The 14,785-nt window shown below is 73.0% G+C and carries 15 protein-coding genes and 3 pseudogenes; 9 read left to right on the top strand and 9 right to left on the bottom strand.

Annotation, left to right across the window (positions count from 1 at the left end):
* Positions 1 to 111: 111 nt before the first annotated feature.
* From IF37_RS0105420 to IF37_RS0105410, 3 genes are all read left to right on the top strand, one after another.
* Positions 112 to 1,362 (top strand): ANTAR domain-containing protein, encoded by a 1,251-nt coding sequence (locus IF37_RS0105420; RefSeq protein WP_052844982.1) that lies wholly within the window; start codon positions 112 to 114, stop codon positions 1,360 to 1,362.
* A 642-nt stretch (positions 1,363 to 2,004) separates the two neighbouring features.
* Positions 2,005 to 2,199, top strand: a complete 195-nt coding sequence (locus IF37_RS0105415) for a hypothetical protein (protein ID WP_030736955.1) — start codon at positions 2,005 to 2,007, stop codon at positions 2,197 to 2,199.
* 106 nt (positions 2,200 to 2,305) lie between these two features.
* Positions 2,306 to 2,812 carry an RpiB/LacA/LacB family sugar-phosphate isomerase gene (locus tag IF37_RS0105410; RefSeq protein ID WP_052844981.1) on the top strand — a complete coding sequence of 169 codons (507 nt, stop codon included), beginning with the start codon at positions 2,306 to 2,308 and terminating at the stop codon, positions 2,810 to 2,812.
* A gap of 62 nt (positions 2,813 to 2,874) precedes the next feature.
* Here IF37_RS0105410 and IF37_RS0105405 read toward each other — a convergent pair whose 3' ends face one another.
* A complete protein-coding gene (locus IF37_RS0105405) occupies positions 2,875 to 3,240 on the bottom strand; it encodes a DUF6479 family protein (RefSeq protein WP_030736949.1) in 366 nt (121 codons plus the stop codon).
* A 263-nt stretch (positions 3,241 to 3,503) separates the two neighbouring features.
* Between IF37_RS0105405 and IF37_RS0105400 the strand changes: the two genes are divergently transcribed.
* Positions 3,504 to 3,878, top strand: coding sequence for a ferredoxin (locus IF37_RS0105400; RefSeq protein WP_030736946.1), 375 nt, complete (start codon positions 3,504 to 3,506; stop codon positions 3,876 to 3,878).
* Positions 3,879 to 4,033: 155 nt separating this feature from the next.
* Positions 4,034 to 4,841 (top strand): annotated as a pseudogene (locus IF37_RS39030) (acyl-CoA dehydrogenase family protein).
* 111 nt (positions 4,842 to 4,952) lie between these two features.
* Here the strand turns inward: IF37_RS39030 and IF37_RS0105390 are convergent.
* Positions 4,953 to 5,873 carry a DUF1918 domain-containing protein gene (locus IF37_RS0105390; protein WP_030736943.1) on the bottom strand — a complete coding sequence of 307 codons (921 nt, stop codon included), beginning with the start codon at positions 5,871 to 5,873 and terminating at the stop codon, positions 4,953 to 4,955.
* A 115-nt stretch (positions 5,874 to 5,988) separates the two neighbouring features.
* On the opposite strand from IF37_RS0105390, the gene IF37_RS0105385 reads away from it, so the two are divergent.
* Positions 5,989 to 6,663, top strand: a complete 675-nt coding sequence (locus IF37_RS0105385; RefSeq protein WP_030736940.1) for a CBS domain-containing protein — start codon at positions 5,989 to 5,991, stop codon at positions 6,661 to 6,663.
* A 12-nt stretch (positions 6,664 to 6,675) separates the two neighbouring features.
* On the opposite strand, the gene IF37_RS0105380 is transcribed toward IF37_RS0105385, so the two are convergent.
* The 7 genes and pseudogenes from IF37_RS0105380 to acsA form a co-directional block, all read right to left on the bottom strand.
* Complete coding sequence (locus IF37_RS0105380; protein WP_030736937.1) at positions 6,676 to 6,963, bottom strand: dsRBD fold-containing protein; 288 nt, start codon at positions 6,961 to 6,963, stop codon at positions 6,676 to 6,678.
* A 356-nt stretch (positions 6,964 to 7,319) separates the two neighbouring features.
* Positions 7,320 to 7,502 (bottom strand): acyl carrier protein, encoded by a 183-nt coding sequence (locus IF37_RS45510; protein WP_301540309.1) that lies wholly within the window; start codon positions 7,500 to 7,502, stop codon positions 7,320 to 7,322.
* A 101-nt stretch (positions 7,503 to 7,603) separates the two neighbouring features.
* Positions 7,604 to 7,651, bottom strand: a pseudogene (locus IF37_RS45505) (hypothetical protein); the annotation flags it as partial.
* 37 nt (positions 7,652 to 7,688) lie between these two features.
* Positions 7,689 to 8,768, bottom strand: a complete 1,080-nt coding sequence (locus IF37_RS0105375; RefSeq protein ID WP_030736934.1) for an alpha-ketoacid dehydrogenase subunit beta — start codon at positions 8,766 to 8,768, stop codon at positions 7,689 to 7,691.
* The gene (locus IF37_RS45500) at positions 8,765 to 9,106 is read right to left on the bottom strand and encodes a thiamine pyrophosphate-dependent enzyme (RefSeq protein ID WP_253915650.1); all 342 of its coding nucleotides are present in this window, start codon (positions 9,104 to 9,106) and stop codon (positions 8,765 to 8,767) included. The genes IF37_RS0105375 and IF37_RS45500 overlap by 4 nt, the downstream gene beginning before the upstream one ends.
* 79 nt (positions 9,107 to 9,185) lie before the next feature.
* A pseudogene (locus tag IF37_RS45495) lies at positions 9,186 to 9,701 on the bottom strand (thiamine pyrophosphate-dependent enzyme); the annotation flags it as partial.
* Positions 9,702 to 9,784: 83 nt separating this feature from the next.
* On the bottom strand, positions 9,785 to 11,638 hold the full coding sequence (gene acsA, locus IF37_RS0105365) for an acetate--CoA ligase (RefSeq protein ID WP_030736931.1): 1,854 nt from the start codon (positions 11,636 to 11,638) through the stop codon (positions 9,785 to 9,787).
* Between the two features lie 291 nt (positions 11,639 to 11,929).
* Between acsA and IF37_RS0105360 the strand changes: the two genes are divergently transcribed.
* Genes IF37_RS0105360 through IF37_RS0105350 form a run of 3 tightly spaced genes read left to right on the top strand, consistent with a single transcriptional unit; the run spans position 11,930 to position 14,778 of the window.
* On the top strand, positions 11,930 to 13,114 hold the full coding sequence (locus IF37_RS0105360) for a 4Fe-4S dicluster domain-containing protein (protein WP_030736928.1): 1,185 nt from the start codon (positions 11,930 to 11,932) through the stop codon (positions 13,112 to 13,114).
* A 4-nt stretch (positions 13,115 to 13,118) separates the two neighbouring features.
* Positions 13,119 to 13,928: an FAD/NAD(P)-binding protein gene (locus IF37_RS0105355; protein WP_030736924.1), complete on the top strand. Its 810-nt coding sequence runs from the start codon at positions 13,119 to 13,121 to the stop codon at positions 13,926 to 13,928.
* A gap of 1 nt (position 13,929) precedes the next feature.
* Positions 13,930 to 14,778, top strand: coding sequence for an oxidoreductase (locus tag IF37_RS0105350; protein WP_030736920.1), 849 nt, complete (start codon positions 13,930 to 13,932; stop codon positions 14,776 to 14,778).
* The last annotated feature ends 7 nt before the right edge of the window (positions 14,779 to 14,785 follow it).

Below are 14,785 nucleotides of genomic sequence, written 5' to 3'. Positions count from 1 at the left end.
GCCGGTGCGACGGGCGGCCGGGTTGAGGGTCCGGGACCTACCGTGCAAGGTGGGGCAAAGGTCAGGCAGAGGCCGAGCGAGGTCTCCGGTACGCCCTGTCGGGGTGATGCGATGAAATCCTCTTCCGGCCGGCCGGCCGCACCGGCTGCCCTCGTCATAGAGTCCTCCGTCGTCGAGGGACTGCCCGCCGAAGGCGCCCTGCTGCTGAGGATGTCCGGCAGCCTCGACGCGCACGGCGCCGAGGTCTGGGCCGAGGAACTGCGCGCCCACCTGGACCGGGCCGACCGCGCCGGGCTGCGTCCCGTGCTCGACATGGCCCACGTGCAGCTCGGCGGTGCTGCCGTGCTGCGCACGCTCAGCGAGACGACCCGGTCGCGCACCGGCCGCCCGGACCTGGTCATCGTCCGTGCCCGGCCCGGGGTGCGCGAGGCGGTCCACCTGGCCCGTCTGACCGGCGTCCGGCTGTACGCCACCCTCGAGGAGGCGCTGCGCGAGCTGGCCCGCGCCGCCTCCCGGGTGGAGGAGCTGCCGGCCTGGCGGTCGCAGGTGGCGGACCCGGCGCGGCCCTCCTACGAGGATCTGCACAAGGAGGTCCGCGCGCTGCGCGCCCGGGTGCGCACGGCTCCGGTGATCGGCATGGCGCAGGGCGTGCTCATGGTCCGGTACGGTCTGCCGGACTCCGGCGCCGCCTTCCGGGCGCTGCGCGAGGCGTCGCAGCGGTTCAACGTGCCGCTGCGCGTCCTCGTCTCGGCCGTGGTGGTGGCCCGGGCACCGAGCGGCGAGGTGTGGTTCCCGGGCCGCCGTCCGCTGCCCGTGCCGCAGCTGCGGATCCTGGCCCGCGGCGGCCGTGACCCCCGCTACCGGCGGCGGGTGCTCGACGCCGTGCTGCACGAGGCACTGGCCATCGGCCGGGCGCCCGGCGGACACGTCCAGCTCGTCGACCCGGCCGTGCACGCCCTGACGCTGGAGACGCACCACGGCTGCGCGGAGGCGTTCCTCGACCACCTCGTCCGCGGCCGGGGCGAGGGCACCGCCGACGCGGTGGCCCGCACCCGGGGCCGCCAGGTGAGCGTCCCGGACGCCGCCACGGACGTGCTGCTGTCCGACGAGTGCCGGTGCGTGCTGCTGGCGGGCGGGGCCCGTGCGGTGCACAGCGTCCCGGTGCTCTCCTCGGCCGGCTCGTGCACGGGCGTGATCGGCCTGCACTGGCCCGACGCCGGCCACCGGCCGACCGCCGCGCAGACCGAGGCACTGGCCCTGCTCGCCTCGGACACCTCGGCCTGGCTGAGCTGGTACCACCGCTCGGTCCTCCTGGACGCCCTGGAACACCTGCACCGCGCCCTGGCCCGCACCACCCGGTGAACCGAACACCACCCTGCCCGCGCGACCCGCTGCGGGACGGCGCCCTCGCCGCGCCGTGGGCCGGTGGTCGGCCGTCGGCGTGCGTGCCCCCGGGGCCCAGGTCCGCCTGGACGCGCGCGCAACGGCCGCCATAGGGCAGGCGGTGCGCGTGACTCGGATCGTCCGGCAGGCGGTGCGCGACACACGGGGCGTGGGTCGCCCGCCGCCGGGCGAGCCGTCCACAGCCGGAAGCCGGAAGCCGGAAGCCGGACCTGACCGGTGCTGATCCACCGGAGCCGAACCAACCCGCCGGAGTCGGAGCCGGAGCCGAAGCCGGCTCGGAGCCGGTTTGCCGGCGTCTGCGATCGGCCGGCCGGAGCAGGTCCGCCGGGATGCTGACGCCGCTGGCCGGGCGCTGGCCGGGCGGCGGCCAGTCGTTCGCCGAGCCGTCGCCGACCGGCGTACCCCGCCTCGCCGCGGGCTGCCCGCGCTCCGGCCCCGTACCGACGTCCCGCCCCGCACCCGTGCCCCCGTGCCTCGATCGGCCCCGTGCCGTCGTTCGGCCCGTGCCGTCGGTCGATCCCCGACGGTGTGCGTCACCCGTGCCGCGCGGGGAACCCGGACCCCGCACGGAGCACGTACCACCCGGAGGGAGTCCGGCGCATGTCCAATCCGCAGCAGCCCGAACAGCGGCGCAGTGACAAGGGAGGCGCCACCCCGCAGGACAGCGGTGAGCTGAAGGCCCGCCAGTCCGACGGCGGCGGCCCCGGCGTCCGCCCGCACGGCCCCGACAAGGGAGCCAAGGGCGGGGGAGAGGGCGGCGGTGTGCCCCCGGCACAGCAGCCCGACCACCCCTGACCGCCTTCGCCCACCCCGACCTTGCAGCACGCCCTGCCGGACGGCCCCCGCGAGGGGCCGTCCGGCACGTCCGGACGCCCCCGGGTGTGGGCGCTACCCTCCGGGTATGCGGATATCCGTCTCCTCCGACATGGACGAACCCGTGGCCCGCCTCCTGGTGGCGGAGCTGCGGCAGCGAGGTCACGACGTCCGGGAGCACGGCGCGCTGCGCCCCGGGGCGGACGCGCGGTGGGCGGTCTGTTCGGAGGCCGCCGCCCGGGAGGTGGCCGCGGGGGCGGCCGACCAGGCGGTGGTCTGCTGTTGGACCGGTACCGGCGCGTCCATCGCGGCCAACAAGGTGCCCGGCGTCCGCGCGGCGCTGTGCACGGACGCCGCCACGGCCGACGGCGCACGGCGCTGGAACGACGCCAACGTCCTCGCGCTGAGCCTCAGGCTCACCTCCGCGCCGGTACTGGGGGAGATCCTCGACGCATGGTTCGCGGCCGAGCCCAGCCAGGACCCGGAGGACCGGCAGAACGTGGCCCGCGTCGGCCGTCTGGACGCCGCCCGGGAGGATCTACGGGGGGCGCCCGGCGGTCCGGCGCGGGCCGGGGGGCCGGAGCACGGCGATTGAGCGTGCCCGAGCACGGCGATTGAGCGTCTCGGAGGGCGGGCGCCTGGCGAGGAGCCCGGGGTTCAGTGGGCGCCGAGGCCGCCGCCGCCGAACGAGCCGCTGGAGCCACGGCTCCAGCGCGGGCGGTCCTGCGACTCACTCGTCTTGGTGTCCATGTTGGACAGCTCGTAAGGGGTGAGCGGGCGCTCGCCCTTGGGGATCTGGGGAACCTCCGCGGAGTCCCTGTTCTCCCGTACCTCATGTACCGGCCCGCCAGGTGGCATCTTCGGCTGTTCCTCGGGACGGGGCCGCGGGGGCTCGCGGTACTTGACGCGGGAGGTCATCCAGAAACCGCCGGCGAGCAGTGCGAGGAGGGCCACGGCCACGAGGAACAGGACGAGGCTCATCAGGCCGCTCGCCGCGGCCAGCTGCGTGGATGCGGTGTTCATAGGAAAGGAATACCCCACCCATAATCGGGCGAACCAGGACACTATGGGTAAGCGGTGGTGATGCGGAGTGTGCGACCGCCCGGCGGGCGACCGCACCACCCCGGCGAGCCCGGCCGACGTGAAACGACGCGAAACCGCGAGGAGTGACTCGAAACGGCGAGGAACGGCGAGGTCCGCACGGACCGCACGGAGCGGCGCACAGCGGCGCGGGACAGCGCGGATTGGGCGCGTTTGTGGCCGCCCGCCCCGGCTACCCGCACGGAGTGACACCGACGACTTCGCAGCAGCAGCTGTACCGGTTCCTGGAGGATCGTTTCACCTGTGCGCAGGCGTGCACCGAGTGCGCCCGGGCCTGTGCCGTGCGCGCGAGCCTCGTCGAGCCCGACGGCACCGAGCACCAGGAGCGCGTACGCCGGCTGGGCATCATGTGCGCCGAGGCGTGCGACGCCACCTGCCGGACTCTGTGCGAGGAGAGTCAGCAGGACGAGCAGGCGATCCGGGTCCGGGTGGACTGGTGCCGCTCGGTCTGCCTGGAGTGCGCCCGTGTCTTCGACTCGCACCCCGGCGCCGAATCGGCCGCGGCGTCCTGCCGTGCCTGTGCCGACGCCTGCGCGGACTTCCTGACGCTGCTCAGGTGAGTCACGTACCGCGGCCCCCGGGTCCGTGAGCCGGACGACGGCCGCCCCCTCCTCGAGAACTCTCCGAACTCGCCAGGGCCCCGGCATTCCCAATTACTGGAACGCGTTCTACGGTGTGCGCCGACAGGACCGCCCGCGGGGAGCCTGGAGGCGCCGTGCACCTCGACCACACGCCCGAGCAGCAGCGGCTGCGCACCGAACTGCGCGCCTACTTCGCCGAACTGGTCCCGGACAACGCCTACGCCCGCTACGCCGACCCGGCCGCGCAGAAGCGGTTCTACCGCGCCACCATCCGCCGGCTCGGCGCGGACGGCTGGCTCGGCGTCGGCTGGCCCGAGGAGTACGGCGGGCGCGGCATGACCGCCATGGAGCAGTTCATCTTCTTCGTCGAGGCCGCGCAGGCGGGCGTTCCGCTGCCGCTGATGGCGCTGAACACGGTCGGCCCGACGATCATGCGGTACGGCACCGACGAGCAGAAGGAGTACTTCCTGCCCCGCGTCCTGTCCGGCGAGATCGACTTCGCGATCGGCTACAGAGAGCCCGGCGCCGGCACCGACCTCGCCTCGCTCACGACCCGTGCCGTACGCGACGGCGACACCTACGTGGTCAACGGCCAGAAGATCTGGACGACCAACGGCGACACCGCCGACTGGGTCTGGCTCGCCGTGCGCACCGACCCCCAAGCCCCGCCGCACCGGGGCATCACGATGCTGCTGTCCGCAGGACGCCTCGGCCGTCAAGGTCTACGGCTCCGAGGCCCGCCGGGACGCCTACGCCTGGCTGATGGAGGTGGTCGGCGCGGCGGGCCCGCTGAAGGAGGGCTCGGCCGGCGCCGTCCTGTACGGCGAACTGGAGCGTGGCTACCGCTCGGAGGTCATCTTCACCTTCGGCGGCGGCAACAACGAGATCCAGCGCGAGATCATCTCCTGGCTCGGCCTGAAGATGCCCCGGGTGCGGCGGTAGGCGGCTGCGACCACCCTCTTCCGCTGCCACGAAGGGGGATGGCCGGCACCGGGATCACCGACCGTCAACGCTTGGCTCCGGTGTCTCGCAGGGCGGGTGGACGGAGGCTGTCTACTGATCCGCCGGAGATATCCGGCGGCCCGTGAGGCTTGTGGGCCGGACCGATACCCACATCTCGCGCTCACCACCGGCCCAGGGGGTGGTGTGCGCGTGCCGGGTGAGCCCGCGCACTGCCTCCGGCTCCGTCACCACGCTCGCGGGGCCGACGGCAAGCACGCTCCAGCCCTCGCTCATGGCGTCGTCCACGTGGTCGACCTCGAAAGCGACCTCCGTCCCAACCGCCGCCGCGGCCACGGAGCCGGGCGCGGTCCGGAAGACGATGGCGTCGTCGACGATCTCGTAGTTGACCGGGACGACCGCCGGGCGGCCGTCGGACGCCGACACCGCGACGCGACCCACGCCGTGCGTGGACAGCAGGGAGCGGCACTCCTCCGGGGCCAGGGCCCGCAACCGGGGGTGCAGCAGTGCGTGGCCCTGACCGGGAGGACGATCCATGTCTCCGCCACGGAGGGCGGCGACCGTGGTGCCCAGGGCGTCGGCCAGCCGCACGAGCGTCGCGGGACTCGGGTCGGCGGGCTGGTCCTCCAGGCAGGCGAGGTGGTCGGGCGACATCACGGCACGGCGCGCCGCTTCCACCAGGCTCAGCCCTTGCCGCCGGCGTTCGATCCCCACGCGCCGTCCGATGGCTCCGGGATCGGCCGCTCCGGCCGACCGCGGCACGGTGATCACGGTCTCCGCCTCGTGGGTGTCCGGCACGGGCGCGCGGGCGGCTGCCGGCTCTCCATGTTCGAGACGGCGGATGTGGGCGTCGGGCCCGGGGAACACGAGTGTCACTTCGCCCGTGTCCGACCAGCGCACATCGTAGGGAGGTGTTCCGTCCTCGTGGTGCAGTCCGACGATCTCGCCGTCGCGCCTGGCGGTGCCGGTCGCCGGAGCTTCGACGACGAGTTGATCGCCGAGATGAGCTCGCATGATCGCCGCCCTCTCCGCAGAATGGTGCTGTATCCAACCTGCCACGCGGGCCGCACCGGCGCACGGGGCGGCTGCCCCGTCTCCGCGAGGTGGGCGACAGTTCCCGGGAGGCGACATGCACCACCGAACGGTCGAGGAACTCATGAGCCGGGACGTCGTCCGGGCGCGGCGTGACACGCCGTTCAAGGAGCTGGTCAGACTGCTGGAGGAGAACGGCGTCACCGCCGTGCCCGTGGTGGACGAGCTGGACCGTCCGCTGGGTGTGGTGTCCGAGGCCGACCTGCTCCGCAAGAGCGCCGACCAGGCCGACCCCACGGGCAGGACGCCCATCCCGCACCTGGAGGCATGGGAACGGGCCAAGGCCGAGGGCTCCCGCGCCGAGGAACTGATGTCCGCTCCCGCCGTGTGCGCACGGCCGGAGTGGACCGTGGTCGAGGCCGCCCGTCTCATGGAGGTCCAGAACGTCAAACGACTGCCGGTGGTGGACGACGCGGACCGGCTCCTGGGCATCGTCAGCCGCGGTGATCTGCTGCGGGTCTTCCTCCGCCGTGACGAGGCCCTCCGGGAGGAGATCACCGGTGAGCTGCTGCGGCGGACCCTCGGACTCGACCCGCGGGACGTGACCGCGGAGGTGCGCGACGGACGGGTGACGCTCGCCGGCACCGTCGAGTACAGGGCCCTGATTCCCGTCATCGAGCAGTTGTGCCGGGGTGTCGACGGCGTGGTGTCGGTGTCCGGGAATCTCTCCTACCGGACGGACGACTCGCGGGACCCGTCCGGCGACGGCTGACCCCTCCGGCGGTCACGCGGGCCGTACAGCGGCCCGAGGGATGCCGGGACGGGACGCCGCCATGCCCTGGACGTCGCGTCCGGCGACGTCCAGCAGCTGGTGGGCGAGGTCGTGCATGGCCCTTCCTGCCGCCAGTTCGTCGCCGATCTCCGGCACCATCGTGTCCGACGGATTGCAGTGCGCGGTCCCGCTCCCGGTGAGCGTCGTGGTGCCGGTGTCCAGCGTGATGTGCGCCTTCGTCGTCCCGTCGTCGTCCTCGAAGAGGTGGAGACGCACGCTCCACTGTCCGGTGTGTGACATCGTTCTCTCCTTGCCTGTGTGCGGCGCGCCGGCATCCGGCCGACCACCGGGCAGCCCCCGGGTCCTTCCACGATCGGACGACGGCGCTCCTCGGCCACAGGGGCCGGAAGTCCCTGGAGGACCGGCGACCGGCCCCGGGAGCCGGGCTGCCCTCCCGCCAGGGCGGTCACATCCGAGTGGCGACGGCGACGGGACGCGGCGCTGAGGCAGCGGTTCGAGAACCTGCGCCGCTCCCATCTCGTACGGACGGGTGCCGCCGTGGAACGACGCCCTCCGCTGCTTGCCGAAAACGTGCTCTGCCTCCCCATCGCACCATGCGCACCGCTCCCGTCGCCGTCGTCCATGGCGAGGCGCGGTCATGGCCGGGCGGCAGTCCTGTCGACCAGGAACCGCGACGCGGCGGACAGCGTGGTCAGTTCCGGATAGTCCTCCTCGTCGATCCGGACTCCGGTGCGCTCGGACAGCAGCTCGACCAGGCTGAGGAAATCGAGCGAATCCAGTTCGAGGACGTCGCGGAACTTGTCGTCCGGCCGGACCAGAGTGAAGTCGGCGTCGGGGATGATCCGCGTGATCGACTCCTTTCGACCTCGATGGCGGCCTTGTCCGTCTCCACGACCGCCACGACGTCGCCCTTGCGTACCTGGTCACCGGGGCTCACGAGCCACTCCCGGAGGAGCCCGTCCGTCATGTCCGCGCCCAGTGAGGGCATGGTGAACGCGGTCATCTCAGCCCGGCCTTCCGCTGACCGGCGGCCGTTCCGCCGTGTCGGCTCCGCTCGGCGCCGGTTCGCCCACGGCGCGCCGCGCGGCGGCGACGACTCCGCCCACCTGCGGCAGCGCGGCCTCCTCCATCCTGCGCGCGTACGGCACGGGCACCTCGGCGCTGCACACCCGTTCGACGGGGGCGTCGAGGTCGTAGAAGTGCTGTTCCATGAGGCGCGCGGAGATCTCCGCGGCGAGGCTGCCGGTGCGCCACCCCTCGTCGACCACGACGGCACGGTGGGTGCGCGCCACCGACTCTCCGATCGTGGCGTCGTCCAGGGGACGCAGGGTGCGCAGGTCGACGACCTCCGCGCCGATGCCGCCGCTCGCGAGGTCGTCGGCGGCGGCCAGGGCCTTCGGCAGTGAGCCGCCGTAGGTGATCAGTGAGACGTCCCCACCGGGCCGGCGGACGGCCGCGTGGTCGATGTCGACCGGCCCCGCGTCGGCCGGCAGCCCGCCCGAGACGTTGTACAGGCTGCCGTGTTCGAAGATCAGTACCGGGTCCGGGTCGGCGAGCGCGGGGGCCAGCATGTACCGCGCGTCGGCGAGGGTGGCCGGGGCGAGCACCCGCAGGCCGGGGATGTGCGCGTACCAGCCCTCCAGGCTGTGCGAGTGCTGGGCCGCGAGCTGTCGCCCCGCGCCCGTGGTCATCCGGATCACGATCGGCACGGGCAGCTGGCCGCCGGACATGTGCAGCAGGGTCGCCGCGTTGTTGAGGATCTGATCCAGGGCCAGCAGGCTGAAGTTGACCGTCATGATCTCGACGACCGGCCGCATGCCCGCCAGGGCCGCGCCGATGCCGGCTCCCACGAAAGCCGACTCGGACAGCGGGGCGTCGCGAATCCGTTCGGGCCCGAACTCCTCCAGCAGGCCGAGGCTGACGCCGAAGCAGCCGCCGTACCGGCCCACGTCCTCACCCATGAGGAACACTCGCTCGTCCGAGCGCAGCGCTTCACGCAGGGCCTCGCGCATCGCCTCCCGATAGGTCGTCTTCCGGCCGTCGGGCTCGGCGGACGCGGCGGTACGCGTGCGGGTGGCGGTCATGGCCGGCTCGCCTCCGGGCTGGTGACGTACTTCAGCAGATCCTCGACCGGTTCCTCGGGAGCCTGATCGGCCGCCTCGACGGCGCGGTCGATCTCGGCGGCCAGACGGTCCTCCAGGGCGGTGCGGGCCTTGTCGGTCAGCTCCTCCGCCTCCCACAGCCGCCGGGCGAGCCCTTCGACCGGGTCGCGTTCCTTCCAGTGTTCGATCTCCGTCTTGTCGCGGTAGCGATCGGGGTCGTACATGGAGTGAGCGCGGAAGCGGTACGTGCGCATCTCGAGGAAGTGCGGTCCGGTACCGGCGCGCACCCCTTCGGCCGCCCGCCGGGCGGCGTCCTCCACGGCGAAGACGTCCTGGGCCGTTGACGGCCCAGGACACCATGCCGTAGCCGGCGGCGCGCAGCGCGAGGTCGGTCTGTGCCTGGTGCCGGGCCAGGGCGGTGCCCATCGCGTACAGGTTGTTCTCGCAGACCAGCAGCAGCGGCAGCCCCCACAGCGCGGCGAGGTTGGCGGTCTCGTGGAACTCGCCCTCGGCGAAGGCGCCGTCGCCGAAGAAGCAGCAGGTGACACGAGTGCGGCCGGTCATGCGGTCGGCGAGCGCGAGGCCGGCCGCGAGCGGGAGCCCGCCGCCGACGATCGCGCTGCCACCGTAGAAGCGGCGGTCGGCGTCGAAGAGGTGCATCGAGCCGCCCCGGCCCCGGCTGCAACCGGTCACCTTGCCGAACATCTCCGCCATGATCGCCTCGGCCGGAACCCCGCGGGCGAGCGCGTGGCCGTGTTCCCGGTACGTCGACACCACCGCGTCGTCATCCGTGAGCGCCTCGCAGACGCCGACGGCCACGGCCTCCTCACCGATGTACACGTGCATGAAACCCCGGATGCGCGCCGCACTGTACAGCTCGACGCAGCGTTCCTCGAACCGGCGGACACGGAGCATGAACTCCAGCAGGGCCAGACGATGCGCGGCCTGCCGGTTCGGCCGGGCGGCGGGCCGTGGTGCGCGGGGGGCGCGACCGCCGGTCATGCCGGCTGCTCCGTCCTCGCCGTGGAGGTGGCCTCCGTAGTGGAGTCCTTGGCCTCCGTAGTGGAGTCCTCCAGGGCGGAGATGTCGCCCTCGGGCAGCCCGAGTTCACGAGCGCGCAGCAGGCGGCGCATGACCTTGCCGCTGCGAGTGTGCGGAAGGTGCTGGTCGAAGGCGATCTCCCGGGGCGCCACGGCCGGTCCCAGCCGGCGCCTGGCGAAGGCCAGCAGATCCCGCCGGGTCGCGCTGCTCGCGTCGAAGCCCGGCCGCAGTGTGACGAAAGCCTTGACCATGCTCCCCGCCACGGGGTCCGGCCGGCCGATGACCCCGGACTCGGCGACCGCCGGATGCTCCATCAGGGCACTCTCGACCTCGAACGGCCCGATGAGGTGTCCGGCCGACTTGATGACGTCGTCGGCTCGCCCGACGAACCAGTACCATCCGTCGGCGTCGCGCCGTACCAGGTCACCCGAGAGGTACCAGCCGTCCGCGAAAGCCGCCGCGCTACGCGGCTCGTCGTGCAGATAACCGCGGAACTGGGACGGCCAGCCGGGACGGAGTGCCAGCTCGCCCACCACCCCGGGCTCCTTCAGCACGGTGACGCGTCCGTCGGCGACCTCGGCCCGGCCGTCCTCGCCGCGCCGCAGCACCGCCGCCTCCACACCCGGCAGCGGGCGCCCCATCGAGCCGGGGCGGATGTCGCAGGCGGCGAAGTTGGCGATCATGATGGCGCCGGTCTCGGTCTGCCACCAGTTGTCGTGCACCGGCAGTCCGAGCACGTCCCGTCCCCACACCACGGTCTCCGGATCGAGCGGCTCACCGACCGACGCGATGAACCGCAGCGCGCTCAGGTCGAACGAGCGGGGCAGGTCGTACGGCCCGGTCCTCGGCGTCGCGCGCATCAGCATGCGCAGGGCCGTCGGCGCCGTGTACCAGACGCTCACCCGTTGCCCGGCGAGGATGCGGTACCAGCGGCGGGCGTCGTACTCGCCCTCGTCCACCACGACCGTCACGCCGTGCAGGAGGGGGGCGATGATCCCGTAGGACATGCCGGTGACCCAGCCCGGGTCGGCGGTGCACCAGAAGACGTCGTCCTCGTGGAGGTCCAGGGCGTACAGCGCGGTCGTGTAGTGGGCGACGGCCGCCTCGTGCACGTGCACCGCACCCTTGGGAATGCCGGTCGTGCCGCTCGTGAAGTGCAGCAGGGCCATGTCGTGCGGGGAGGTGGGCGGAATGGTGAAGGTGTCGGCCGCGTCGGCCATCAGCGCGGCGAGGGACAGCGTGCCGGGCAGGTCGTCCGATCCCTCGCCGACGATCAGCACATGACGCAGGGCGGCGAGCCTCTCGCGTTGCCCGGCGATCTTCCTGCGGTACAGGTCCGCCGTGGTGACCAGTACCTGCGCGTCGCTCAGCGTCATCCGCTGGAAAACCGGGTCGGGTCCGAAGGCGGAGAACAGCGGGCACAGGACACCGGTGGTCTTCAGCGTGCCGAGGACCGCGGTGTACAGCTCGGGGCAGCGCCCCAGCAGCGTCACCACCCGGTCCCGGTGACCGATCCCGAGGCCGCGGAGCACGTTGGCGAACCGCGCCGTCGAGCGGGCCAGATCCCCGTAGGTCAGGGAGGTGACGGAATCGTCCCGCCCGACACAGCGCAGCGCGACCGCATGCGCACGGCCTGATGCCACGTGCCGGTCCACGGCCTCGTGCGCGATGTTCAGCCCCTGGTCGCCGGGCAGTCCCCGCAGCCTGCTCCGCGCCGTTTCCCACGAGAAGTCCGCGCACTCCTTGTCGTAGTCGCGCAGATGGGGGGTGACGCGCGGTGGGGTGTCCTTCCGGACGGTCTCCCATGGCATGGCGGCCCCTCCTTCCTCCGGGCCTTCTCCGACCATCCGTCCGGCCCGCTCGGTCCGCACTGGGTCGAACGGCCCCCGTCCGTGGCCGGACGGCTCCGCTTGACGGGCCGTGGCCTGGTACGGGGAGTGGGAGTGGGAGGGACTCGTCTGAGGTCAAGGGGCCCAACGGACCCAGAGAACGTGCCCGGGTGGCTCTGCCGGCACGGCGCCGTACCGGTGAGGCTGTCGTTGTGGGCCCGAAGGGGACGGCACGGCCCCCTGCGCCGTCCGCCGTGCCGAAGGAGGCCGGTCATGAGTGCCGACACCCGAGTGAACGCCGTCCCGGCCCCCGCGTCCGACGGGCTGGTGATGGGCAAGGACGGCATGGCCGCGTTCGTCGACGTGCTGGTCCGGCGCGGCTTCACCGTGATCGGTCCCACGGCCCGGGACGGCGCCATCGTGCTGGCGGAGCTGCGGTCGGCCGACGAGTTGCCGTACGGATGGGGCGTGGAGCTGGAGGCCGGGCGGTACCGGCTGCGGGAGCGGGCGGACGGCGCGGCCTTCGCGAACACGGCGGGGCCCCAGTCGTGGAAGTCCTTCCTGCATCCGCCGCGGGTGCGGGAGTGGAGCGCCGACCGGGTGGAGGGAGAACTCGTCCTCACACCCGACCGAGCCGCGCCTCCCCGGTACGCCTTCCTCGGTGTGCGTCCGTGCGATCTGCGGGCCATCGCCATCCAGGACCGGGTGCTGACCGGTGGGGCGTACCGGGATCCCGGCTACGCGGGACGGCGCTCCGGGGCGCTGCTGATCGTGGTGGAGTGCACGGAGCCCGGCGCCACGTGCTTCTGTGTCTCGATGGGTGCGGGGCCCGCCGCCGGTCCCGGTTACGACCTGGTGATGACGGAAGTGGTCGATGCGGACGGGCACCGGTTCTGGGTCCGCAGCGGCAGCGAGGAAGGCGCGGAGATCCTGGCCGAGCTGCCCGGACGCCCGGCCGACCCCGGAACCCGGGAGAAGGCCCGCGCCGACGTCACAGCCGCCGCGGACCGCATGGGACGGACCATGCCCGAGGCCGACCTGAGGGAGCTGATGGCCGGGACGCTCGACGCGCCACGCTGGGACGATGTCGCCGGGCGGTGCCTGACCTGCGGCAACTGCACCATGGTGTGCCCCACCTGCTTCTGCACCACCACCGAGGACACCACGGACCTCACCGGTGACCACGCGGAACGGTGGCGGCTGTGGGACTCGTGTTTCGACCTGGACTTCTCCCAGTTGCACGGCGGCCCGGTCCGCGCCTCCGCGCGCAGCCGCTACCGGCAGTGGATGACCCACAAACTCGGCACCTGGTACGACCAGTTCGGCTCGTCGGGCTGCGTGGGCTGCGGACGCTGCATCGTGTGGTGCCCGGTCGGTATCGACATCACCGAGGAAGCGGCCGCCCTGCACGACTGGACACAGCCGGGCGGGACGGCGGCGGAGCCGAAGGGGGGATGACCTCGTGCCGCTCCCGCTGCCGTACCGCGTCGCCGATGCCTGGGACGAGACCGCCGACACCCGGTCGATCGAGCTGGTACCGGCCGAAGAGGCACTCGCACCCTTCTCGCCGGGGCAGTTCGCGATGATCTACGCCTTCGGGGTCGGCGAGGTGCCCGTCTCGGTCAGTGCCCCGCGTGGCCGCCACGGGGGTCTCGTGCACACCGTGCGCGCGGTGGGCGCGGTCTCGACCGCGCTGTACCGGCTGCGCCCCGGTGACAGCGTCGGACTCGGCGGGCCGTACGGCACCGGCTGGGACCTCGAAGCGGCGGCCGACCGTGACGTGGTGGTGGTCGCCGGCGGCATCGGGCTGGCCCCGTTGCGGCCGGTCGTGCACACGGTCCTGGACCGCCCGGCCGAGTACGGCCGGCTCGCCGTCCTGGTGGGTGCCCGCACCCCTGCCGACCTCGTCTACCCGGACGAGATCGAGAGCTGGCGCGGGCCGGCCCGGGTGGAGGTGACCGTCGACCGCCCCGGCCCGGGCTGGCGGGGCGCGGTGGGCGTGGTCACCACGCTCCTGGACCGCCTCGACCTGCGCCCCGAGCGGACCTGCGCGCTGGTGTGCGGACCCGAGGTGATGATGCGGCACACCGCGCGCGACCTCGTGACACGGGGCCTGGCCCCGCACCGCGTCCAGGTGTCCCTGGAACGCAACATGCGCTGCGCCACCGGCCACTGCGGCCACTGCCAGCTCGGCCCGCTCCTGCTCTGCCGGGACGGCCCGGTCGTCGGCTACGACCGTGTGGCAGACCTGCTCCTCGTGCGGGAGTTGTGACATGGTCACCGAACTCGGCCCGGTCATTCGCACACGGCCGACGCTCGCCGTGTGGAAGTTCGCCTCCTGCGACGGCTGCCAGCTGACCCTCCTGGACTGCGAGGACGAGCTCCTCGGCCTCACCGAGCGCGTACGGATCGAGCACTTCCTGGAGATGACCCCGGCCGAGGGCGCCGAAGGGGGCCGCGCGCGGCTGGAGGGCCGGGGGCCGTACGACCTCTCCCTGGTCGAAGGCTCGATCACCACCGCGGAGGATGCCGAGCGCATCCAGCACGTCCGCCGCGTCTCCCGCCGTCTGGTGACCATCGGGGCCTGCGCCACCGCGGGTGGCATCCAGGCGCTGCGCGACTTCGCCGACATCGACGATTTCCTCGCCGCGGTCTACGCCCGGCCGGACTACATCGCCACGCTGGAGACCTCGACCCCGATCTCGGCCCACGTTCCGGTCGACTTCGAACTGCGCGGCTGCCCCATCGACCGCCGCCAGCTCCTCGAGGTCATCACCGCCTGCCTGGCCGGACGCAGACCCCGGATCTCCAGCCACAGTGTCTGCTTCGAGTGCAAGAGACGCGGCACCACCTGCGTCACCGTGGCCCGGGGCACCCCCTGTCTGGGCCCGGTCACGCACGCCGGCTGCGGCGCCATCTGCCCCGCCTACGGACGCGGCTGCTACGGCTGCTTCGGACCGACGAACAAGCCCGACCTGCGCTCCATGGTCGCGCAGCTGCGCCGCGACGGGATGAGCGAGCGGGACATCCAGCGTGTCTTCCGCACCTTCAACGCCGCGTCACCGGAGTATGCCCCCGTACCCGACCTCGCGGCCGAGGAGCAGCAGAGCCCACCGGCCTGACGGACCC

It is taken from the genome of Streptomyces sp. NRRL S-31 (assembly GCF_000718775.1).
In the GTDB taxonomy this organism is placed as follows: domain Bacteria; phylum Actinomycetota; class Actinomycetes; order Streptomycetales; family Streptomycetaceae; genus Streptomyces.
This window is presented reverse-complemented; position numbering and strand designations above follow the sequence as displayed.